This is a genomic window from Alphaproteobacteria bacterium, from assembly GCA_030739735.1.
Taxonomy (GTDB): domain Bacteria; phylum Pseudomonadota; class Alphaproteobacteria; order UBA7887; family UBA7887; genus UBA7887.
Genome location: JASLYQ010000004.1, coordinates 60937 through 84146, shown reverse-complemented (window position 1 = coordinate 84146; position 23210 = coordinate 60937). Strand labels below are relative to the sequence as shown.

Genomic DNA, 23210 nt, shown 5'->3' with positions numbered 1-23210 from the left:
AATTAGACCTGTAAACGCTCCACGACGAAGCTCTCGTCGACAAACCAGAGCCCACCATAAGTCTGCAGCACGTCCCAGGTGGCTTGCAAATAGGCATCGGAGCGCAGCACCTCAGCCAAGCGTACGTCCTCAATCTGTGCCACATAGACCGCAGCGTTCCACGCCGCTAGCAGTGTCGAAGTGCCGATATTGTTGCCAACCTCACCGGGCAGACACTGCAAATTGAAGCGGAACTCCGAGCGGTGGTCCGGGTAATCGTGAAAGCGGAACTCGTTCGCTGCCTCACCGAGATTCTGGCGCAGAGCCGCCACCAACTTCTGGCGCGACACTTGGAAAGGATCCTCTTCTGGCCAGACGGTACGGATGATCTCCATGCCTGGATCGCGCCCGGTAGACTGGATGGCGATCATGCGCCCACCCGGCGCTAGTGCCCGTGACAGCGGCGCCAGAACCGTACCTACCTTGCCCTCGGCCGGCATGCGCGCACGATAGGGCTGCGAGGCCACGACCAAATCGTAACCCGGCAACTCGCTACCGCGCCGCGGGATCACCGAATCGAGCACGAAGCGCCGATCCTCGCGATAGATCACCATTACCGACGGCACCACATAGACCGGGTTGCCGGACGACTCGCTCGTGCGTGCTCGCCAGCCATCGGCGATAAATGACTGCAGGCCCTTGATCTGCTCGTCGAACTCGTAGGCCGAATCGCCGCTCAGCGCTACCTCGTGCCAATTGAGGGCGCCGGCGTGGCTGGCGTCGGGGCGCAGCATTGGTGCCTCCGAATATCGCATGTTGGTTACCACCAACACCGTCTCGGGATGCTCGACGAAACGATCGGGCATCTTTTCCAGGCCGAGACGCACGTCCTCAACACTGATCTCCTTGGCCACCGCCAGAACCGGTACCGCGGGAAAATAGAAATGAACGCAGCGCATGACTCTGGTCAGCACCGTAGCGTCGCCCATGCCGGCATCGAACAGGCGCAGGGCCGGTGGGCGCGGCGCCAGTTTCTCAAGTTCCATGCCGACGCGCTCGGCGATCACCCACTTCTCGTTGCAGGTTGTCACGAAAAGCAGGTACTTCTCACGATTGTCGAAAAAGCGGAACGGGCGGTCGCCATCGTCACCGCCATATGGCACACCCATGTCCAAGGCGAAGCCACGGCGATCATATTTTTGTTTGATTTTCGTTATTTTGTCCCCTTTCCCCCCGCCATAGAGGCGGAAACTAGCTCCAACTTAACCCATGTTAAGGGCATGGTAGAGTGGAATCCATAGTGTCCTCTGTACCAAGTCTCCACTCCACTCGAATCTCGCATCCGACTTTGAGCCTCGCACCTAGGTGCGGGGCTTTCTTTCTTTGCCGCTGCTGGGCATAAGGGCGGCATGATCTTCAGCAACCTGAAGTCATTTGACGACGCGCTCCCTGCGGGACGTCTGCTCGGGCTCGATCTGGGAGCCAAGACAGTGGGCTTGGCGCTATCCGATCACGGGCGCGTTGTGGCTACGCCGATGGAGACCCTGAGGCGGACCAAATTCACCAAGGATACGAAGCAACTGCGCATAATTTGCCGTGAGTACGAGATCGTAGGTCTGGTGCTGGGACTTCCCCTCAACATGAACGGCAGCGAAGGCCCGCGGGCACAGTCGACCCGCGCCTTCGCCACTAATGTAGCAAAGCCGGTGCCCCTTCCGCTATTGTTGTGGGACGAGCGGCTATCGACCCAGGCCGTGACCCGCACCTTGCTCGATGCCGACCTGTCGCGGCGGCGCCGGGCCGAGCTCGTCGACAAGATGGCCGCCGCCTATATTCTGCAGGGCGCTCTCGACGCGCTTGCCGCCAGCGCCCCAAGAACGGCATGATGCCGCCTCTGGCGGCGCTGCTGCCGATTTTCACCCTGACCCCGTTTGGGTCCGGATTACTGCGCATCGACTTCCCAGCGACGGTGTCTGGTATCCTCTCGAGCGTCTGATTTATTTCCTGCTGTTCCCGGACGACCGCCTCACGCGCGCCGTTCGGCAGGCTGGACCTTGGTCCGACCATCATGGCGATTGTGGGCGCTGTGCTGATGCTGTCGCTCGTCGGACTCCGGGTCGGCCGCGCACTCGGTTTCAGCAGGCCGCTACCGTCCTGCTGCTTTTCGCCGCGCCGCCCGGTTCGCCTGTAACCTATCTGATGGCGCGGCAGATGAGCGGCAACGCACCGCTGATGGGGGATCATGCTCAGCGTTATCACCATGCTTACCGCGACCACACCGCAGATGTGGCGGGAACTTTTCGACTAAAGCGTGTTTGCCGGCTTGCCCTCGCGCAAACGAAGGGTATGATCAGCGTTTTGATGCCACTATCGGATCGTACCATAGCTAGCGTACAGTCGCATCTTCTCGGCATTGCCGGAATGAGCGCAGCAGAGATCGAGCACATTCTCGACCTTGCGGAATCCTATGCTGCACTCAATCGCAAAGCTGCCAAAAAGCTGGACCGCCTGCACGGACGTACACTGATCAACCTGTTTTTCGAAAGCTCGACGCGCACGCGCACCTCTTTCGAGCTTGCCGGCAAGCGCCTCGGCGCTGATGTCATCAACATGCAAGCGTATTCCAGCGCCATCAAAAAAGGCGAGACGTTGCTCGACACGGCGATGACGCTGAACGCCATGCATCCCGATGCCTTGGTCGTGCGCCACGGCGATTCAGGCGCCGCCAAGCTGTTGTCGGAAAAGATCGAATGCGCTGTCATCAATGCCGGCGACGGCAGCCACGAGCATCCTACCCAGGCCCTGCTCGACGCCCTGACCATCCGCCGCCGGCGCGGCAAGCTCGGCGGCCTGACGGTGGCAATCTGCGGCGATATTCGCCACAGCCGCGTCGCCCGCTCCAACATCCATCTGCTCGATATCATGGGCGCACGAGTGCGCCTAATCGTGCCACCGACCCTGCTACCACCCGCGGTCGAGCGTCTCGGCGTCGAGGTCTTCCACGACATGTGCGCGGGGCTGGAAGGTTGCGATATCGTGATGATGCTGCGCTTGCAGACCGAGCGCATGAAAGGCTCATACGTGCCCTCGATCCGCGAATACTTCCACTTCTGGGGACTCGACGAGGACAAGCTGGCGCACGCCAAGCCCGATGCCCTAGTCATGCATCCGGGACCAATGAACCGCGGGGTGGAAATTGACAGCCGGCTCGCCGACGACCTCACTCACAGTGTCATTCTCGACCAGGTGGAGCTTGGCGTGGCAGTGCGCATGGCCTGCCTCGATATCCTCGTGCACGGAGGCGAAACGTGAGCGACGACGATCGGCGCCACGGGCGCGTCGCCTATATCAACGCGCACCTCATCGATGGCGCAAGCGGGCTCAATGCACCGGGCGAGCTTCTGACTGACGACCGCCACATCGCCGATGTCGGTCCAAAGCTATTCGCGGACGGCCTGCCCGAGGATGCGGCGGTCGTCGATTGCGCAGGTGCGTGCCTAGCGCCGGGGCTGGTCGATATGCGCGCGCATCTGCGCGAGCCAGGTGCCGAGCACAAGGAGACGCTGGCAAGCGCTAGCAGGGCAGCAGCAGCGGGCGGCGTCACCAGTATTGCCTGCATGCCCAACACTGAGCCGGTTATCGACCAGATCGCCCTGATCGAGTTCATTGCCAGACGGGCGCGTGAGACCTCGATCGTCAAGATCTACCCCATCGCCGCCATCACCCGCGACCTCGAAGGTGTGGAGCTAACCGAGATCGGACTGCTGGCAGAAGCCGGCGCAGTGGGCTTCAGTGATGCCCATCGCACGGTCATGAACAGCCGCGTCATGCGCCGCGCGCTGACCTATGCCAAACCCTTCGGCAAGCTCGTGATGCAGCACCCCGAGGACATAACGCTAACCGCCGACGGCGTGATGAACGACGGCGAGTTGGCGACACGCCTCGGCCTCACCGGCATTCCGGCCGAGGCCGAGGTGATTATCGTCGAGCGCGACCTGTGCCTAGTCGAACACACCGGCGCGCCGTATCACGTGGCCCATCTGTCGACCGCCGCCGCCGTGGACGCTGTGCGCCGGGCCAAGGCGCGCGGCCTGCCCGTGACCTGCGCCACGGCGCCGCACTATTTCACGCTCAACGAATCTGCTTGCGAGGACTACCGCACATTCGCCAAGGTGCAGCCGCCACTGCGCTCTGAAGCCGACCGCATTGCCATGGTGGAAGGGCTGGCGGACGGCACCATCGACGCCATCGTCAGTGACCATGCACCACACGACCAGGATTCCAAGCGCACCACCTTTGCCCAGGCCGCATTCGGCATTATCGGGCTTGAGACCATGCTGCCGCTGGCGCTTGCCCTAGTGCATGGCGGCCACATGACGCTGCCGACGCTCTTCACACGGCTAAGCGCTACACCCGCACGACTCTTGGGCCTCGAGCAAGGCAGACTCTCGGCAAGCGCACCAGCCGATTTGGTGCTGTTCGACCTCAACACGCCCTGGACTATCGATGTCGACAGGCTGCGAAGCAAATCTCTCAACGCGCCCTATGACGACCACCCTGTGCAGGGCCGAGTGCTACGCACGATGGTGCGCGGACGCACTGTCTACGACGCGACAGAGAAGACCTGAGGGTGCCTGACCCACTCGGAGGCTTAGCCTATACCTGGCCGCTTTATATCACTGCGCTTGTCGCCTATCTGATCGGCTCTATACCCTTCGGAATGTTGCTGGCGCGCCTCGCCGGCCACGGCGACATCCGTGAGATTGGTTCGGGCAATATCGGCGCTACTAACGTGTTGCGGACGGGCAACAAGCGCCTGGCCGCGCTAACGCTGCTGCTTGATGCCGGCAAGGGCTGGTTTAGCACACGCGCTGCAGGTTATTGGGGTCCGGATGCCGCGGTCGTGGCCGGACTGTTCGCCGTGCTCGGCCACATGTTTCCGGTTTGGCTTCGCTTTCGTGGGGGTAAGGGCGTGGCGACAGTGCTGGGCGTGATCGCTGCCCTGGCCTGGCCGGTGGCCCTCGCCTCGGCGCTCGCCTGGCTAGCTATGGCCGCTTTGTTCCGCTTCTCCTCGCTCGCCTCAATGGTCTCGATCGTCGCGACCCCGCCGCTGCTCGCCGGCATGCTCTGGTTACAGCGCGATGGCGACCTACCCTATTGGCTGCCAGGCGAGCCCCAGCATATCGAACTCTTTGCAATGCTCGCAGTGCTGGTACTACTACGCCACCATGGCAATATCCGCCGCCTCATCACGGGCCAGGAGCCGCGCATCGGCCAGCACAAGGACTGATGATCACTCTTTCAGGGTGTTGCAGGCGCCGGTGACACGGGTCTGGCGCATCAAACGGCGCTGAGTATCCGCGTCATAGCCGCTGCCGCGATGCAGCAGACAACGGTTGTCCCAGATGACCACTTCGCCGGGTAGCCAGGCGTGGGTGAGGATGTGCTCTTCTCCGGTCGCCCGCGCCAGCAGATCATCGAGCAGGGCGCGACTGTTCGCCTCAGACCAGCCAACAATGGTCTTGGCGTGGGAGCCAACATAGTAATTCTTATGGCCGTGGCGCGGATTGCTGCGCACCAGCTTCTGCTCCACCGGCGGTACGGAAGCGGCATGCGACGGAGTTACCGCGTCGGGCCCAACCTTGCTGCGCGAAAAGACATAGTCGTGGATCGCATGCAGCGTGTCGATAGCGCGCTTCTTGTCCTCGCCGAGCCGTGCGTAGGCCGCCCGCGCGCTAACGAACAGCGTCTCGCCGCCTTCGGATGGCACTTCGTAGACGCCCATGATCGAGACATAGCTAGGCACGGAGCGGAATGACGAATCCGAATGCCACATATTGTTGCCTGTCAGGCGAACTATCTTGATGTGGTCATTGTCGAGCGCCGTGCCATCGTCCTCGACATTGCCGATGGTGCCAAAATAATCGACCACGCCGAGTTGACCGAGTTTAAGGTGATTGGGCTCCGGTTCGCCCAGCGCCCGAGTCAGCGCGAGCTGCCGCTCGTCATCGAAGTCCTGGCCCGAGAAGCAAAGGAAGGAGTATTTGTCGACCGCCGCATGCAACTTCGCCACCGCCACATCCGAGAGCGGCGCGCCGAGATCGATGCCCCAAACACGGGCGCCAAACTCATTATGCAGTGGCTCGAACGACCATGCCACCAAGATGACACTCCCCGGTCAGCGTGGCAGGCTGCTCGCGCCCATCAGATACTCGTCGACAGCGCGCGCACATTGACGGCCTTCGTGGATCGCCCAGACGACGAGTGACTGGCCGCGGCGCGTGTCGCCAGCAGCAAACACCTTCTCCACCGAGGTGCGATAGTCAACCGTGTCAGCTCGCACATTACCGCACTGGTCAAGCGCCACACCGGACTGGCTGACCATGCCTGTTTGGCATGGGCCGAGAAAACCCATGGCCAACAACACCAGATCCGCCTCGAGGCGGAACTGACTGCCCTCGACCTCGTCCATCTGCATGCGCCCGGTGTTATCCTTGCTCCACTCAACGCGCACGCATTCTATCGCCTCGACCTTACCGTTCGTGCCAACGGCGCGCTTGGTGACCACGGACCAGTCGCGCTCAGCGCCCTCTTCCTGCGACGAGGATGTGCGCATCTTGAGTGGCCAATCCGGCCAAGTCATGGCCTTGTCTTCCTTCTCCGGTGGTCGCGGCATGATCTCGAGTTGGATGATAGATTTCGCGCCCTGGCGCCGCGAAGTACCGATGCAGTCGGATCCCGTATCGCCGCCACCGATCACCACGACATGCTTGTCCTTGGCGCTCAGTGTGCCGTTCGGTGCCGCCACGTCCTCCCTGTCTCCAGCGCCGCGCTTATTCTGCTGGACGAGAAATTCCATAGCAAAATGGATGCCGTCTAGATCGCGCCCCTCGACCTGCAGGTCACGCGGATGCTCGGACCCACTGGTCAGGGTGACCGCATCAAAATCTCTTAATAAGGAGTAGGTCGGAACATCCTTACCGACTTCGACACCGGTGCGAAACGTGACACCTTCGGCCGCCATCTGCTCGATGCGCCGGTCGATCAGCCACTTCTCCAGCTTGAAGTCGGGGATACCGTAGCGCAGCAAGCCACCGATGCGATCGTTCTTCTCGAACAGGGTAACGCCGTGCCCAACGCGGGCGAGTTGCTGTGAACAGGCAAGTCCGGCCGGACCGGAGCCAACCACTGCAATCTTCTTACCGGTCTTCGCCTCCGGCGCCTGCGGCTTGATCAACCCCTCGCGCCAGCCATGGTCAACGATCGAGCATTCGATCGTCTTGATGGTGACTGGCGTGTCTTCGATATTCAGTGTGCACGCCGCTTCGCACGGTGCCGGGCAGACACGTCCCGTGAACTCAGGAAAATTATTTGTCGAGTGCAGCGCCGTAACCGCCGTCGCTCGCTGCTCTCGATAGACAAGATCGTTCCAGTCTGGAATCATATTATTGACTGGGCAACCATTATGACAATATGGAATACCACAGGACATGCAGCGTGCCGCTTGTCGCCCCAACTCCTCATCGGGAAGAGGCTTGACGAACTCGTTCCAGTTCTGGATACGAAATTCCAGCGCTTCGTAGCCGCGATCGTGGCGCTCGAATTCCAGGAATCCTGTAACCTTACCCATATTCTATTCCTTCGGACCGGCGCTGCGAATCATCCCGCAGCGGCAATGCCGGCCACGTCGTCATCCTCTTTCATCGCAAGCAACGCCCGTCGGTAATCCCTAGGCATGACCTTGACGAAGCGAGATAGCGTGTTGCCCCAGTTCTCCAGCAGCTCGCGCGCCCGCTCGCTGCCGGTGAACAGACGATGCCGCTCGATGAGCAGACGCAGCCGCTCTGCATCGAAGCGCAGCACGTCACCCATACCATTATTCTCGACCCCTTGTGGGTGCTGCAACGGACGGTCGGGATCGTCAGCGGCGGCGGGATCAGCGCGCGCAATCGGCTCGAGATCGACCATCGCCGTATTGCAGACACTCTCGAAACGTTTGTCTGGATCGTAGACGTAGGCGATGCCGCCCGACATACCGGCGGCAAAGTTGCGTCCCGTCTTATCAAGCACCACGACCACGCCGCCTGTCATATATTCGCAGCAATGATCACCGACACCCTCAACTACAGCAATAGCGCCAGAGTTGCGCACCGCGAAACGCTCGCCGGCAACACCCTCAAAATAGGCCTCGCCCGCGATGGCACCATAAAGGACGGTATTGCCGACAATTATATTTTCGACCGGCTCGCGCTCCGCTTCCTTGGGCTGGCGCACCACGAGTGTGCCACCAGAAAGTCCCTTGCCAACATAATCATTCGCATCGCCATATAACGTCATATTAACGCCATGGGCGAGGAAGGCGCCGAAGCTCTGGCCCGCGGTACCGGTTAGCTGGATGGCGATGGTGTTATCGTCTAGACCAGCATGGCCATAGCGCTTAGCAACTTCTCCCGAGAGCATGGTGCCAACCGTTCGGTTCACATTTCTGATCTCACGCTCGATCCGCACCGACTTGCGCGCCACCAGCGCCGGCTGCGCCACCTCGACTAGATCCTTGTCCAGCGCCTGGTCAAGATGGTGGTCCTGGGCCTCGCAATTGTAGATGGCGACGCCCGGTCGCGCCGGCGCCTCATAAAGCAGACGGGAGAGATCAACTCCGCTCGCCTTCCAGTGGTCAACGGCGCGGCGCATGTCGAGACGATCGACCCGTCCCACCATCTCATTGAATCTGCGAAAGCCCATGCAGGCCATTAATTCTCGCACTTCCTCGGCGACGAAGAAGAAATAATTGATGACATGCTCGGGCTGCCCCTTGAACCTGGCACGAAGCTCCGGATTCTGGGTCGCGATGCCGACCGGGCAGGTGTTCAGGTGACACTTTCGCATCATCACACAGCCCGACGCGATCAATGGCGCGGTGGAGAAGCCGAACTCGTCGGCGCCGAGCAGGGCACCGACGACAACGTCGCGGCCCGTGCGCAAACCGCCATCAGCTTGCACGACGATCCGCCCGCGAAGTTCATTGAGCACCAAGGTCTGCTGTGTCTCGGCAAGCCCAATCTCCCACGGTGAGCCGGCATGGGTAAGCGAAGTGACGGGGCTGGCGCCAGTGCCGCCCTCATAGCCAGATATGGTCACATGGTCCGCACGAGCCTTGCTGACGCCCGCAGCGACGGTGCCGACACCGACTTCTGAGACCAACTTGACCGAGATGCGGGCTTTGGGATTGGCATTCTTAAGATCGTGGATGAGCTGCGCCAGATCCTCGATCGAATAGATGTCATGATGGGGCGGCGGTGAGATCAGACCAACACCCGGCGTCGAATGGCGCACGCGGGCAATGTTGAGATCTACCTTATGGCCCGGCAGCTGACCACCCTCGCCGGGTTTCGCGCCCTGGGCCATCTTGATCTGGATGTCATCAGCATTGACAAGATACTCGATCGTGACGCCGAAGCGGCCCGAGGCCACCTGCTTGATCGCCGAGCGCATAGAATCTCCGTTCTCCATGGGCGTGAAGCGATCGACCTCCTCGCCCCCCTCGCCCGTGTTGGACTTGCCACCCATACGGTTCATGGCGATAGCGAGATTGGTATGCGCTTCGCGGCTGATCGAGCCGAAGCTCATGGCGCCGGTGGCAAAGCGCTGGACGATTTCGCTGGCCGGCTCGACCTCGTCGAGTGACAGCGGCCGCTCTGCCCGGCGCAATTCCATAAGTCCACGAATAGTCAGTAGGCGCTCGCTCTGGTCGTTTATGCTGCGTGCGAACTCGTGGTATTGCTCAGACATATTGCCGCGCACCGCGTGCTGCAGTGCGGCAACACTCTGCGGCGTCCACGCATGATCCTCACCGCGCACGCGATAGGCGTAATCGCCGCCCACATCGAGCATGTCGTGATATATGGGGTCATCGCCGTAAGCGGCATGGTGGCGCTCCAACGCTTCGCCGGCAATAACCGAGACATTCGCCCCTTCGATGGTCGAGGCCGTGCCGGTGAAATATTTTTCGACGAACTTCGACGACAAGCCGACCGCATCGAAAATCTGCGCGCCACAATAGGACTGGTAGGTCGAGATGCCCATTTTAGACATGACCTTGAAGATGCCCTTACCGACGGCTTTGATGTAGTTCTGGCGCACGTCTTCGCTGGACAGCGACATACCCTCGCGCACACGGATTTGCTCAAGCGTGGCAAAGGCGAGATAGGGATTAACCGCCTCAGCACCATAGCCGGCGAGAACACAGAAATGCTGCACCTCGCGCGCCTCGCCCGTCTCGACTACCAGACCCGTCGAGGTACGCAGACCTTGGCGGATCAGGTGATGATGCACAGCCGCGGTGGCCAACAACGCCGGAATCGGCACCCGGCTCTCGCACATCTTGCGATCCGACAGCACGAGTATGTTGTGGCCACCGAGAACCGCTTCGGTCGCCTCGGCGCAGATTCTCTCGACAGCCGGGCCAAGCCCGTCCACGCCCTTACTCGCCGCCCAGGTGGCGTCGATGGTGTGGGTGCGGAAGGCCTCACCGACCAGCGAGGAGATAGAACGGATTTTCGCCAAGTCGCCATCGGTAAGAATCGGCTGAGACACTTCCAGGCGCATATGCGAGCCGGCATGATGACCGAGCAGGTTCGGTCGCGGCCCGATCATGGAGACCAACGACATCACCAACTGCTCGCGGATCGGATCAATCGGCGGATTGGTGACCTGAGCGAAATTCTGCTTGAAGTAGTTGTAGAGCAGCTTGGCCTTATTCGAGAGCACCGGGATGGGCACGTCCACGCCCATCGAGCCAATCGGATCCTCGCCACTGCGCGCCATCGGCTCAAGGAAGACGCTGATGTCCTCGTGCGTATAGCCGAAGCCTTGCTGGGTGATCAGCAAATCGTCGATGGCATTGCGCTTAGCATCACGCTCGGATAGCGGCCTCTCGTCGAGATCCTCCAGCTTGAACTGGGTGATGTCGAGCCACTCCTGGTAGGGGTGCTTTTCGGAGAATGTGGTCTTGATCTCGTCGTCTGAGATGATTCGCCCTTCGTCGAAATCGATGAGCAGCATCTTGCCGGGCTGCAGGCGCCATTTGTGCACGATACTCTCTTCCGGCACCGACAGCACGCCGACCTCCGAGGCCATGATGACATGATCGTCGTCGGTCACCACGTAACGCGCCGGCCTTAGGCCGTTGCGGTCGAGCGTTGCACCGATCTGGCGGCCGTCGGTAAAAGCAATCGCGGCGGGCCCGTCCCAAGGCTCCATGAGAGCTGCATAATACTCGTAGAAGGCCCGCAGCTTTGGATCCATCAACGTGTTACCGGACCAGGCCTCCGGGATCAGCAGCATCATCGCATGGGCCAACGAGTAGCCGCCCGCCACCAACAGTTCGAGCGCATTGTCAATACAGGCCGTATCGCTCTGACCGTGCGGAATCAGCGGCCACATCTTGTCGAGATCCGGCCCCATCAGATCGGAGGCCATGGATTGGCGCCGCGCGGCCATCCAATTGACATTGCCGCGCACGGTGTTGATCTCACCGTTATGCGCCAGCATCCGATAGGGATGGGCTAGGCGCCAGGACGGGAAGGTGTTAGTCGAGAAACGCTGATGCACGAGCGCCAACGCCGACTCGGTTAGCGGATTTGTCAGGTCACGATAGAAAGTCCCGACCTGGCGCGCCAGCAGCAGGCCCTTGTATACGATTGTGCGCGAGGAGGACGAGGCGACGTAAAACTCGGTCAGCGCCTCTCGGCCGTAAGTGTCGGCGAGAGTGCGGATACTGTTCAGTGCCTGCTTACGGATGGTGAAGAGCTTGCGCTCGAAGGCATCCTGGTCCTTCAACTTGACACTGCGAACGACGATGGCCTGGCGGATGACGGGCATGCATTCAAGGACCCGCTCGCCGATGCCGTCGAGATCGAGCGGCACAGCGCGCCAGGCGAGAATGCTCTGCCCTTCCGCCTTGGCAAACGATTCAAAATGCTCCACCGCAATCTGGCGCGCATCGTCATCGGCCGGCAGGAAGCACATCGCCACCCCGTAATGGCCCTCCGGCGGCAGTTCATGTCCTTCGGAGGACGCCCAGTCGCGCAACAGACGGTCGGGAACCTGCAACAGGCACCCGGCCCCGTCGCCAACCAAGGGATCAGCCCCGACGGCGCCGCGATGGTCCAGGTTGAGCAGGATCTGCAGCCCATCACGGATGATCTCGTGGCTGCGCCGGCCCTTGATATTGGCCACGAAACCGACGCCGCACGAATCATGCTCGTTGATGGGGTCGTACAGACCTTGTGCTCTCACAGGCGTCATTCCTGTTCCGTCTCCATTGGTCGGTGCCGCCCATGACGGCGGAGATCCGCCGTCACAAAGGACGCGCAATAATCGTGAGCCAGCACCGGGCGCAAATCTCTCCGATTTCGGAATTCGCGCACACCTCCAGGGCCACCGGCAAGGTTTTTATTCTGCCCCGCGTTTCCAGCACCCGGACGTCCGATAGGTCTCCTCCAGCGCGTAAGCTAGCACAGGGTAAGCACATTTTGCAGCTTCTGGCTCAAAAAGCGCACAAAACTGCGGTAAACTCTCATTCTAAACCTGGTTTTCACGGGGGAATCCGGACCTCGCCACAGGGACCGACGGGGCTGCACGCGCATTCAATTCGATTGGGATGGGCTCCAAGTCCACATGATGCGCATCCTCTGCAATGGTGTAGGCTTGCGTCAGCTAGGCAGCCAAAGGCAGACCCGTGACGACTTCTACTGAACACTTCGACATTCTGATCGTCGGCGCCGGGATCTCCGGCATCGATGCCGCCTATCACCTGCAACAGCATTTCCCAGCGCGGCGTTTTACCCTGTTGGAGAGCCAGGAAAGCTTCGGCGGTACTTGGCTGACGCATAAATTTCCGGGCATTCGCTCGGATAGCGATCTTTATACCTTCGGCTACAAATGGAAGCCCTGGTCAGGCCCACCCATCGCCACGGCGCCCGAGATCCTGGCCTACCTCAACGAGGTGCTCGATGAGCAGGATATCCGCCGCCATATCCGCTTTCGGCATGCGGTCACCGCCGCAGTCTGGTCGAGTGGGGATCGCTGCTGGACGCTCGACGTGCGGCATGGTGAGGGTGGCAAGACCGCGCAGTTTACCTGCAACTTCCTTTGGATGTGTCAGGGATACTATCACCACCACGAAGGGTATACGCCAGAATTCCCCGGGAGAGAACTCTTCCAGGGACCGGTCGTGCACCCGCAAACCTGGCCAGAAGACCTCGATTACGAAGACAAGACCGTTGTTGTAATCGGCTCAGGCGCAACCGCCGCGACCCTCATTCCGGCGATGACCGAGAAGGCTGCGCATGTCACCATGCTGCAGCGCTCGCCCACCTATTTCTACCCCAAGCCCAACGTCAACGAAGTCGCGGAAATGATGCGCCAACTCGACATCCCCGAGGAATGGACACATGAAATCGTGCGGCGCAGCGTACTGCTGGAGCAGCGGACTACTACCCGTCGCTCTTTCGAAGAGCCAGAGGCACTACGCAAGGAACTGATGGACGGCGTGCGCGCCTATCTCGGCCCCGACTATGACGTCGACACCCATTTCAATCCGAGTTATCGGCCTTGGCGCCAGCGCCTCGCGGTTGTACCAGATGGTGACCTCTTCAAAGGGATTCGTGCCGGCAAGGCCTCAGTCGTGACCGACCACATCGAGACCTTTACTGAAAGCGGCATTCTGCTGAAATCCGGTAAGGAATTGCGAGCGGACATCATCGTGACCGCAACCGGCTTCAATCTCTCGGCACTGGGCGACATTCCCTTCGTCATCGACGGCGAGCCGCTTGATTTCTCGCAGTGCTTCGGCCACCACGGGATTCTCTTCAGCGGCGTACCAAACATGGCCTGGGTATTCGGCTACCTGCGCACCAACTGGACGATGCGCGCCGACCTAGTCTGCGGCTTCGTCTGCCGCCTGCTAAAGCATATGGACGCGATCGGTGCCGATGTCGTCACGGCCGAGCTGCGCGAGGAAGACCACGACATGTCAGCGCTGCCCTTCATCGACCCCGAAAATTTCAATGCCGGCTACCTGACACGCAAGATGCACATCATGCCAAAGCAGGGCGACCGCGAGCCCTGGACGTTCAGCCAGAATTACTACACCGAGAAAGATCTGATCGAAGGCGCCGACTTGGAAGACGGCACGCTGGTCTATCGCTATTTCACGCAGCCGACGCTTGAGATTACTATCCGCCATAAGGTCGAGGATCTGCATTCATAATCTGAAACGACTTCAATGATGCACGTGATAACCTAAGAAATAATATTCTAGACAATTAAGAGCAAGATATAGATATTATAGATGATCTTGATAAGGTCAGAATAGCCTGCAGGCCATTCAAAGAGTCAGAGCTCCGCAACGAGCCCCGCCCGCAGAGTTGATACGAAGACACCCAGCGCGAAGAACCCGCTCTGGCAAGCCAGAAAACCTATCTCAGGGGACTTCGTGGCTTACCTGACGTCAACCTAACGCTGATTGACCGGCCCCCGACGAAGATGCTACGAGCCGTCATCTGCACCCACCGCAAGAATTAGGATTTCAAGCCATGAAGACGCGCATCACCGAGCTGTTTGGCATCGAGCATCCGATCATCCAGGGCGGCATGCATTACGTAGGCTTCGCCGAGCTCGCGGCGGCGGTATCCAACGCCGGCGGCCTCGGCATCATCACCGGCTTAACCCAGAAGACGCCAGCCGATCTGGCCAACGAGATCGCCCGTTGCCACGACATGACCGATAAGCCTTTCGGCGTCAACCTCACCATCCTGCCGGTGATCGAGGCGCCGGACTATCCGGGCTATATAGACGCCATCATCGACGGAGGCGTGACGATCGTCGAGACCGCCGGCCGCAATCCCCAAGACCATCTGCCGCGGCTCAAGGATGCGGGAGTCAAGATCATTCACAAGTGCACCACCGTTCGCCATTCCCTGAAGGCGGAGAGCATTGGCTGCGACGCCATCTCGGTCGACGGCTTCGAGTGCGGCGGTCATCCCGGTGAGGACGATATCCCAAACATGATCCTGTTGCCACGTGCAGCGGAGGAACTAACCGTGCCGTTTATCGCCTCGGGCGGCATGGCGGATGCGCGCAGCCTTGTGGCGGCGCTAGCGCTCGGCGCCGACGGCATGAATATGGGCACGCGCTTCATCGCCACCCAGGAGGCGCCCGTGCATGAGAACGTGAAGCAAGCCATCGTCGCCGCGTCCGAGACCGATACTGAGCTCGTCATGCGCCCCCTGCGCAATACCGAGCGCGTACTCAAGAGCGATGCCACGACGCGGCTACTGGAAAAGGAAGCCGCACTCGGCAAGGATATCAAGTTTCCAGACATCATGGCCGAGGTCGCAGGCGTCTACCCGAAGGTCATGATGAACGGCGACATGGATGCCGGCGTCTGGTCCTGCGGCATGGTTGCAGGCCTGATAAACGATATTCCGACCTGTCAGGAGCTCATTGACACCATCATGTCAGAGGCCGAGGCGCTTATACGCCAGCGCCTTAAGGACATAATCGCCGCCTAGTGGATTCGTGAACATGGGTGATTGGTGATCCAAGCCCTCTATCTCAAACTCTTTGCGGGGTTTGCAGGGGGGGAAGGCGATAGAGGCATTGGTTGCCCACAAGAGGGCGACCAAGCTTCAGAAAATTGCTTCTGATGGCGTGTCGGTAGTGAGAAATTCAAGGAGGTTGCCGTCGGGGTCACGGAAGTAGACCGATGTGCCCCAGGTGCCGTCGGCAGCGGGGCGGGGGACGGGGCCTTCGATGATGGCGACGCCGCGCTCGCCGAGGAAATCGATAGCGCTCTGAATGTCACCGTCCCAGCGGAAGCAGACGTCGACGGTGCCAGCCTCCAGCCGCTTGGCAACGATATAAGCGGGCTCGTCGAGCCTTTGCACATTGACCACGACACCACCGAGGCGCACTGGCATCACCTTCAGGGTGCCGGCGCGAAAGGCAACCTCAAACGGCGTCTCGCCGCCGAGCGTATCGCGATAGAAGGCGATCGAGCGCTCGATATCGCTTGCCATAACGACGACGTGGTCGATGGTGCGCACAGGCATATCAGCCGTCGTTGTCTGTCTCGTTGGGAGTCGCGTAATTGAGGAAGCTCTCGGGCAGTGACTCACCCCAGTAGACACCGTCACCGCGGGTCTCCTCGTTCCAGACCACGGGCTCAAAATCCGGAGCAAAGACGAAGAAGCCACTGGTATAGACTTCGACACGATTGCCGCCGGGCTCGAAGGCATAGAGGTAGAAGCCCTGCGAATTGTTGTGCCGCGACGGGCCCGCCTCTATCTGGATGCCGTGCTCCATGTAGAGGTCGGCGGCGCGCAGCACGTCAGACTGGCTATCCACCCAGAGCGAGAAGTGGTGCAGCCGGCCTCTCAGACCCTTGACGTCTGTGACATAGGCGACCTCGTGGTGCGTTGCCGATGAGCTCATCCAAGCGCCGATCTCGGTGGCACCGTTGTTGTAGATCACCTGCTCGCGCAGTTGCAGACCTAACATAGCCTGCGCGAACTCGCGGTTGGCGCCAACATCCCGGCAGAGGATGGCGAGATGGTCGCTGCGGCGCACACCGACGCCGTGGTTTGGGGTGCGCATGGGCTGATTGCGCAGCGCCGAGCGCAGCCCCTCGGGCGCCTCGTATCTCTGCTCGTCGTAATAGATTTCCATCTCATGGCCGTCGGGATCGCCGAAGCGGTAGCACATGCCGTGCCCGAAGTCGCCGTTCGACCAGCCGAGGCCAAGACCGGCCGTCTCGATCGCGGTAGCGCGCCGATCGAGCGCTTCCGGACTGAGCGTGCGCCAAGCAACATGGCCGAGCCCGGCGGCAGCGGATTCAGTCAACTTCAGCGTCGTCGCTGCATAATCGCCGTAGCCTCGCAGATAGACCGACTGGCCCTCGCCATGGACCTTCGCCATACCGAGAACCTCACAGAAAAACCATTCACTTTCGCTCGGCTTCGGCGTCAGTAGTTCGACATGACCGAGATGGGCAATATCGCGAAGTGGCTCCATAATATGACCCCTTAGCGCGGCAGGTAATGCTTGAGAATAGACCAGCCGATCCGAGCCGCTCCGCTCCTGAGCAAGGCGGCAACTTTGCTTTCGCTATGGCCAGTCTCTCGCAACATGGCAACAGAGTCGCTGCCCGGCACGGGTGCAAGATATAGTATGCTGATAGCTGAGGTGCCAGAGCGAGTCCGGCATAGCAGTGACGGCCTTAGCGGCCTCCGCGTCAAACTGGCGGGTTGCGGCACTTTAGGCCCCCTAATCCCAGGTCCGCTCATCGTCGATGAGCTTGCCGTCGTCGGGTAGACTGTCAGGCTTAACGAAGATGACGTCACCGTGTAGCTTGCAGACGGCATGGATCGACTCGGCGATAGCCTGGGACAGACGCTCGCCGCCGTCGCTGGCGGACTCGCAATGCAATGTCATGCAGTCGCGGTTGTCCGGATTTTGCAGCACCAGACGGGCGCGAGAAATCTCGGGATGGCGGCCGACGACCTGGGCCACTTGCATGGGATGCACGAACATGCCACGCACCTTGGTGGTCTGGTCGGCACGACCCATCCAGCCCTTGATGCGCGAATTGGTGCGTCCGCATGCACTGTGCCCCGGCAGGATCGCCGAAAGGTCGCCAGTGGCGAAGCGGGTCAGCGGATAGACCGGGTTGAGCGCCGTGACCACCACCTCCCCGACCTCGCCTTCGGCGACGGGCGCACTGCCGAGCGGTTCGACAATCTCCACGATCACGCCTTCGTCTATGATCATGCCTTCGGGGATCGGGCTCTCATAGGCGATCAGGCCAACATCGGCGGTGCCGTAGGACTGCGTGGTGGCAATGCCGCACTCCTGGAACTCGGCACGCACCGATGGCGGCAGAGCCTCACCACCAACCGCTGCCTTGGTCAGGCAGGAGACATCATGGCCGGCCTCGGCCGCGCGCTCGAGCAAAATACGCAGAAAGGACGGCGTGCCAACATAGGCATTAGGCTTGAGGCCGACCAGCGCCTGCACCTGCTGCTCTGTATTGCCGACGCCACCGGGCACCACGGCACAGCCGCAGGCCTCGGCACCAGTCTCCATCATGTGGCCAGCAGGCGTCAGATGGTAGGCGAAAGTGTTGTAGACTATATCACCGCCGCGAAAGCCAGCGGAAAATAGGGCGCGGCCCATGCGCCAGTAGTCGCCGCTGCGCACGCCGGGCTCGAAGATCGGCCCCGGAGAGCAGAAGATCCAGTCGAGCTCTCCGGGGCTCAGCGTCGTCAGGCCACCGAGCGGTGGCTCGACCGCTTGGCGCTCGGTGAGCGCCGACTTGCGTATCACCGGCAGCGCCGCCAGTGCCTCGCGCGAAGTCACATCACCAGGCTCAATGCCGTCATGTAGCTTGGCCCAGGCTGGACTCGCCGCCTTAGCCGCCGCCATCTGCTCGCGCAGAGCTGCAAATTGTGCCGCCTCGCGACCTTCTGGATCGCGGGTCTCGAGATCGTCGTAAAATTCGCGCGCCGCCATGCTCACCCCCCCTGTATTCAGTGCGGCGCTAGCTAAGCCACCACAGCCGGCAGGGTCAAGCCCAGGGGCGGAAGTGCTTGCCGAGCTTGAGACCCTGGCCCTGATACGAAGAGCCAAGATCGGCACCGTAGATCCGGTCCGGCGTGCCAGCGAGGCGCTCGTAACGCAGCCAGCCGATAGTCTGGCCGTGCTCGAGCACAAAGGGCACGTCATGCGAGCGCACTTCCAACACGGCTTTTGAGCCCGGCCCCTCACCCCAACCAAAGCCGGGGTCGAAAAAGCCGGCATAATGAACACGGAACTCGCCCACCATGGTGTCGTAGGCGACCATTTCGGCGGCATGGTCGGGGGGCACGCGCACACGCTCGCGCGTTGCCAGGATATGGAAGTCATCCGGATCGAGCACGATGCCACCGCCCTTGTGGGGGCGGATCGGCTCCCAGAACTCAGCTGCCTCGTAGGCGCCAACCCGGTCAAGATCGATGACGTCGGTGTGCTTGCGCGCACGGTAGCCAACCACACCGCCAGCCTCGCCGTCTAGGTCAAGGGTGACGCCGATCAGATCATCCTGGATGATGGCGTGCTTGGGCGGCGTGTCGACCAGCTTGGCGTCCCGGTTGAGTTGTTCCAACGCGCTACCACGCACGCTCGGCCGGCCACGGCGCATACGCAGCTGGCAAAGCCTAGACCCCTCGCGCACTTTGATCGAAAATGTCCGGGGTGCGATCTCGGCAAAGAGCGAGCCGCCGTACCCCTTCGGCACCCGGTCAAAGGCAACGCCGCCGTCAGCGATGACGCGGGTAAACACGTCGAGCCGGCCGATCGAACTCTTCGGGTTGGCGAGGGCGTCGATGCGGCTCGGCAGGCGCAAGTGCTCCTGCAACGGCACCATGTAAGCGCAACCCTTTTCCAGCACGGCGCCTTCGGTGAGGTCGATCTCGTGCATACCGTAACGCGCGAGCTTCTCCAGCACCGCGGTGTCGGGGCCGGGCAGAAAGCTCGCGCGGATGCGATAGGCGACCGCACCGAGACGCAAATCGAGGCTGCTCGGCTGAATCTGAACCGCCTCCATCTCGCGCACGGCCGAGACCTCACCGGCGCGCACGGCAGCTGCTAGCGCCTGGTAGGGCAGAATGCCCGTGGCGCGCATGTAGCCCTTGCTTTTGCCTTGCGCAGCCGCTTGTTTGCTCATGGTGACAACTCTCCCCGACGCGCGGAGACTAGAGCCTTATCCGGCCGGAAGGAAGCGCTTTGGATGGGGCGGTGTGCTTGACTCGAGGAACCGCAAAGGTACTCTTCTGGTAAAATAGTACTAAAATACCGACTTGCGAGGGACGATGGCAGAAGAGCAGGTATCGGCGCCGCCCAATGCGCCGGCCGAGATAGATTTTCGCACCAGTCCGACGCGCTATCGCCATTGGCGGCTCGAGGTCGACGGTGCGGTAGCGGTTCTGGCGCTCGATGTGGACGAGGACGGCGGCCTGGCGTCGGGCTACGAGCTCAAGCTCAACTCCTACGACCTCGGCGTTGATATCGAGCTGTACGACGCACTGCAGCGGCTGCGCTTCGAACACCCGGAGGTAGGCGCCGTGGTGCTGACCTCGGCCAAGGACAAAGTGTTCTGTGCCGGCGCTAATATCCGCATGCTCGGCCAGTCGAGTCACGCCGCAAAAGTGAACTTTTGCAAGTTCACCAACGAGACGCGCTGCACCATCGAGGATGCCACCGAAAACTCGCACCAGGTCTATATTGCCGCCCTCAACGGGCCCGCATCCGGTGGCGGCTACGAGCTGGCCTTAGCCTGCGATCACATCATGCTGGCGGATGATGGCGCCAGCGCGGTCTCGCTGCCCGAGCTGCCGTTGCTCGCTGTGCTGCCCGGCACCGGCGGGCTGACGCGGCTGGTGGATAAGCGCAAAGTGCGCCGCGACCGCGCCGATTTCCTCTGCACCACGGCGGAAGGTATCCGTGGCAAACGCGCCCGCGACTGGGGCTTGGTCGACGAGCTGGTCAAACCAACTCAACTGCTGGAAGCGGCTCTGGCACGAGCCAAAGAGCTGGCCGGCGACGTGACGCTGGCGCAAGGCATCGCGCTTCCTCGCGTGGAGCGCTTGCTGACGCCCGAGGCCATAGGCTATCCCCATCTCAACATTACCATTGATGGCGAGGCGCGCACGGCGCGCTTCACCTTGCTCGGCCCGGACAGAGCTGCAGATGTGGGGGCGATGCACGAACAAGGCGCGAACTTCTGGCCCCTAGCTCTGGCGCGCGCGCTCGACGACGCCATTCTGCATTTACGCACCAACCGGCCAGAGATCGGCACCTGGGTGCTGCAATCGCGCGGCGACGGCGCCTTGGTCGAGAGCTTTGACGATCTTGGTGACGACTGGCTGGCGCGCGAGATTCGACTGTACTGGAAGCGTGTGCTCAAGCGTCTCGATTTGTCTTCGCGCAGCCTCATCGCTGTGGTCGAGCCGGATAGCTGTTTCGCTGGCACCCTGGCCGAGATTGTGCTCGCCGCCGACCGCTCCTACATGCTCGACAGCGACGGCAGCGCTAGCCTACGCCTTAGCGAGGCGAACTTCGGGGCCCTGCCCATGAGCAACGGCCTGAGCCGGCTGGAGACGCGCTTTCTCGGCGACCCGGACGCCGTGGTGACAGCGCGCGAGGTGATCGGCGAGGACCTCTACGCCATCGCTGCGGAAGAGCTTGGCCTGGTGACATTTATTCCGGACGATATTGACTGGGAGGATGAGGTGCGGCTGGCCATCGAGGAGCGCACTAGCTTCTCCCCCGACGCGCTCACGGGCATGGAAGCGAACCTGCGCTTTGCCGGGCCGGAGACCATGGAGACCAAGATTTTTGGCCGCCTCACGGCTTGGCAGAACTGGATCTTCCAGCGCCCCAACGCTGTCGGCGAGCGGGGGGCGCTAACCCTATTCGGCAGCGGCGAGCGCAGCGACTTCGATATCAAACGGGTGTAGATCATGAGCATCGACTACAACGAGCGCATTCCCAACAACGTCAATCTGTCGGACAATCGCCGTCTCCAGCGAGCGCTGGAGAGCTGGCAACCACGCTATATCGACTGGTGGCGCGAGCTCGGGCCGGACGGCTACCAGGAGGCCGAGGTCTATTTACGTACCGCGATCAGTGTCGAATCTGGCGGCTGGGCCCATTTCGACCATGTCACGATGCCTGATTACCGCTGGGGCATTTTCCTTGCCCCGCCGGAAAAGAACCGTCGCATCGCCTTCGGCGACCACAGGAACGATGAGGCCTGGCAGGAAGTACCAGGTGAGTATCGCAGCACCCTTCGCCGGCTTATCGTTACTCAGGGCGATACAGAGCCCGCCTCGGTCGAGCAGCAGCGCCTGCTCGGCAAAACCTGCCCCTCGCTCTACGACCTGCGCAACCTATTTCAGGTGAACGTAGAGGAAGGGCGACATCTCTGGGCCATGGTCTATCTGCTTGACGCCTATTTCGGTCGCGATGGCCGCGAGGAGGCAGAAGAGATGCTAGAGCGTCACTCGGGCGACCCCGACAAGCCCCGCATCCTCGGCGCCTTCAACGAGAAGACGCCGGATTGGTTGTCCTTTTTCATGTTCACCTATTTCACCGATCGCGACGGTAAGTACCAGCTCGCGAGCCTCGCCGAATCCGCCTTCGACCCACTGTCACGCTCCTGTCGCTTCATGCTGACCGAGGAAGCGCACCATATGTTTGTGGGCGAGACTGGCGTTGGGCGCGTGGTCAAGCGCGCCTGTGAAATCATGCGCGAGCACGGCCTCGACGATCCCGAGCGCGTGCGCGATTACGGCGGGATCGACCTCCTGACCATCCAGCGCTACATCAACTTCCACTACAGCGTCTCGGCCGATCTGTTCGGCTCGGAGCAGTCGACTAACGCGGCGACCTTCTACACAACGGGCCTCAAGGGGCGCTTCCAAGAGACCAAAATCGACGACGACCACTGCCTCGCCGATGCGAGCTATTCAGTTCCTACGTGGGATGACGGCAAGCGCCACCACATGAATGCACCGGCACTCACCGTGCTCAACGAGCGCCTGCGCGACGACTACCGGCAGGACTGCCAGCGGGGCCTCGACCGCTGGAACAAGATCATCGCCGAGCACGAGATCGACATCACACTGATCCTGCCCGATACCGCCTTCCACCGCGCCATCGGCATCTTTGCCGGCGCGCACTTCTCCCCGGTCGGCGAGCCCGTGGACAAAGCCACCTGGCAGGCACGCCAAAACGAGTGGTTGCCGAGCGAAGTCGACCACGCCTATGTCGGTTCGCTCATGCACCCGGTCAACGAGCCCAACCAGATGGCCGGCTGGCTGGTTCCGCCATCGCGCGGCATCAACGGTATGCCGGTCGAATACGAGTATGTGAGGTTCGCCTGAACCGACCACCGTTGATGCCGGCCCGAGAAGGGCTCTAATATCCCGCGATAGGGAGGGGAGACATCATGGCAATGTACGTCTATGCCCCTGTTGCAACACATCCAGACGCACAACAATTCCTGTGAACCGATCGGCAGAATACGGCTCGACACACCGCTGACGTCGCTTCTAGGAGGTGCAAACGAGTGCTAGTTCGCCGAGCGAATGCCGTGTTATGGGGCGGTAGCGCCAAATATTTCCGGTGGG

16 protein-coding genes are annotated in these 23210 nt (G+C 61.3%); 8 read left to right on the top strand and 8 right to left on the bottom strand.

What is annotated here, in order from left to right; all coding sequences use genetic code 11:
- Window positions 1–2: 2 nt before the first annotated feature.
- Window positions 3–1148, bottom strand: coding sequence for a hypothetical protein (locus QF629_03620; GenBank protein ID MDP6012626.1), 1146 nt, complete (start codon window positions 1146–1148; stop codon window positions 3–5).
- A 240-nt stretch (window positions 1149–1388) separates the two neighbouring features.
- Here QF629_03620 and ruvX point away from each other — a divergent pair, with 240 nt between their 5' ends.
- The 4 genes from ruvX (at window position 1389) to plsY (ending at window position 5269) form a co-directional block, all read left to right on the top strand.
- Window positions 1389–1865: a Holliday junction resolvase RuvX gene (ruvX, locus tag QF629_03615; GenBank protein MDP6012625.1), complete on the top strand. Its 477-nt coding sequence runs from the start codon at window positions 1389–1391 to the stop codon at window positions 1863–1865.
- A gap of 475 nt (window positions 1866–2340) precedes the next feature.
- Window positions 2341–3291, top strand: a complete 951-nt coding sequence (locus QF629_03610; protein ID MDP6012624.1) for an aspartate carbamoyltransferase catalytic subunit — start codon at window positions 2341–2343, stop codon at window positions 3289–3291.
- Window positions 3288–4607 (top strand): dihydroorotase, encoded by a 1320-nt coding sequence (pyrC, locus tag QF629_03605; GenBank protein MDP6012623.1) that lies wholly within the window; start codon window positions 3288–3290, stop codon window positions 4605–4607. The genes QF629_03610 and pyrC overlap by 4 nt, the downstream gene beginning before the upstream one ends.
- Window positions 4608–4609: 2 nt before the next feature.
- Entirely contained in the window at window positions 4610–5269 is a 660-nt protein-coding gene (gene plsY / locus QF629_03600; GenBank protein MDP6012622.1) for a glycerol-3-phosphate 1-O-acyltransferase PlsY, read from the top strand.
- A gap of 3 nt (window positions 5270–5272) precedes the next feature.
- Here plsY and QF629_03595 read toward each other — a convergent pair whose 3' ends face one another.
- The 3 genes from QF629_03595 to gltB are packed head-to-tail and all read right to left on the bottom strand — an operon-like array spanning window position 5273 to window position 12285.
- Window positions 5273–6139: a TauD/TfdA family dioxygenase gene (locus QF629_03595; protein MDP6012621.1), complete on the bottom strand. Its 867-nt coding sequence runs from the start codon at window positions 6137–6139 to the stop codon at window positions 5273–5275.
- An 18-nt stretch (window positions 6140–6157) separates the two neighbouring features.
- On the bottom strand, window positions 6158–7609 hold the full coding sequence (locus QF629_03590) for a glutamate synthase subunit beta (GenBank protein MDP6012620.1): 1452 nt from the start codon (window positions 7607–7609) through the stop codon (window positions 6158–6160).
- A gap of 29 nt (window positions 7610–7638) precedes the next feature.
- A complete protein-coding gene (gltB, locus tag QF629_03585) occupies window positions 7639–12285 on the bottom strand; it encodes a glutamate synthase large subunit (protein ID MDP6012619.1) in 4647 nt (1548 codons plus the stop codon).
- Window positions 12286–12718: 433 nt separating this feature from the next.
- Between gltB and QF629_03580 the strand changes: the two genes are divergently transcribed.
- Together QF629_03580 and QF629_03575 are read left to right on the top strand one after the other, a co-directional pair.
- Window positions 12719–14251 (top strand): NAD(P)/FAD-dependent oxidoreductase, encoded by a 1533-nt coding sequence (locus QF629_03580; GenBank protein MDP6012618.1) that lies wholly within the window; start codon window positions 12719–12721, stop codon window positions 14249–14251.
- 325 nt (window positions 14252–14576) lie between these two features.
- Entirely contained in the window at window positions 14577–15554 is a 978-nt protein-coding gene (locus QF629_03575; GenBank protein ID MDP6012617.1) for a nitronate monooxygenase family protein, read from the top strand.
- 117 nt (window positions 15555–15671) lie between these two features.
- Here QF629_03575 and QF629_03570 read toward each other — a convergent pair whose 3' ends face one another.
- The 4 genes from QF629_03570 to QF629_03555 all read right to left on the bottom strand — a co-directional run bounded on the left by QF629_03570 (window position 15672) and on the right by QF629_03555 (window position 19744).
- Entirely contained in the window at window positions 15672–16094 is a 423-nt protein-coding gene (locus tag QF629_03570; GenBank protein MDP6012616.1) for a VOC family protein, read from the bottom strand.
- Between the two features lies 1 nt (window position 16095).
- On the bottom strand, window positions 16096–17055 hold the full coding sequence (locus QF629_03565; GenBank protein MDP6012615.1) for a VOC family protein: 960 nt from the start codon (window positions 17053–17055) through the stop codon (window positions 16096–16098).
- Between the two features lie 252 nt (window positions 17056–17307).
- Window positions 17308–18552 carry an AMP-binding protein gene (locus tag QF629_03560; protein ID MDP6012614.1) on the bottom strand — a complete coding sequence of 415 codons (1245 nt, stop codon included), beginning with the start codon at window positions 18550–18552 and terminating at the stop codon, window positions 17308–17310.
- A gap of 55 nt (window positions 18553–18607) precedes the next feature.
- Complete coding sequence (locus tag QF629_03555; protein ID MDP6012613.1) at window positions 18608–19744, bottom strand: 2'-deoxycytidine 5'-triphosphate deaminase; 1137 nt, start codon at window positions 19742–19744, stop codon at window positions 18608–18610.
- Window positions 19745–19889: 145 nt separating this feature from the next.
- On the opposite strand from QF629_03555, the gene boxC reads away from it, so the two are divergent.
- Both boxC and boxB read left to right on the top strand, forming a co-directional pair.
- Window positions 19890–21536, top strand: coding sequence for a 2,3-epoxybenzoyl-CoA dihydrolase (boxC, locus tag QF629_03550; protein ID MDP6012612.1), 1647 nt, complete (start codon window positions 19890–19892; stop codon window positions 21534–21536).
- A 3-nt stretch (window positions 21537–21539) separates the two neighbouring features.
- The gene (gene boxB / locus QF629_03545; protein ID MDP6012611.1) at window positions 21540–22964 is read left to right on the top strand and encodes a benzoyl-CoA 2,3-epoxidase subunit BoxB; all 1425 of its coding nucleotides are present in this window, start codon (window positions 21540–21542) and stop codon (window positions 22962–22964) included.
- Window positions 22965–23210: the final 246 nt, after the last annotated feature.

Bases quoted from the DNA above. Each gene is read 5' to 3' on its own strand.
- QF629_03575 (MDP6012617.1), top strand. From the start codon at position 14,577: ATGAAGACGCGCATCACCGAGCTGTTTGGCATCGAGCATCCGATCATC.
- boxB (MDP6012611.1), top strand. From the start codon at position 21,540: ATGAGCATCGACTACAACGAGCGCATTCCCAACAACGTCAATCTGTCG.
- QF629_03610 (MDP6012624.1), top strand. From the start codon at position 2,341: ATGCCACTATCGGATCGTACCATAGCTAGCGTACAGTCGCATCTTCTC.
- QF629_03560 (MDP6012614.1), bottom strand. From the start codon at position 18,552: ATGGCGGCGCGCGAATTTTACGACGATCTCGAGACCCGCGATCCAGAA.
- QF629_03555 (MDP6012613.1), bottom strand. From the start codon at position 19,744: ATGAGCAAACAAGCGGCTGCGCAAGGCAAAAGCAAGGGCTACATGCGC.
- QF629_03590 (MDP6012620.1), bottom strand. From the start codon at position 7,609: ATGGGTAAGGTTACAGGATTCCTGGAATTCGAGCGCCACGATCGCGGC.
- QF629_03620 (MDP6012626.1), bottom strand. From the start codon at position 1,148: ATGGGTGTGCCATATGGCGGTGACGATGGCGACCGCCCGTTCCGCTTT.
- QF629_03570 (MDP6012616.1), bottom strand. From the start codon at position 16,094: ATGCCTGTGCGCACCATCGACCACGTCGTCGTTATGGCAAGCGATATC.
- boxC (MDP6012612.1), top strand. From the start codon at position 19,890: ATGGCAGAAGAGCAGGTATCGGCGCCGCCCAATGCGCCGGCCGAGATA.
- QF629_03565 (MDP6012615.1), bottom strand. From the start codon at position 17,055: ATGGAGCCACTTCGCGATATTGCCCATCTCGGTCATGTCGAACTACTG.
- gltB (MDP6012619.1), bottom strand. From the start codon at position 12,285: ATGACGCCTGTGAGAGCACAAGGTCTGTACGACCCCATCAACGAGCAT.
- ruvX (MDP6012625.1), top strand. From the start codon at position 1,389: ATGATCTTCAGCAACCTGAAGTCATTTGACGACGCGCTCCCTGCGGGA.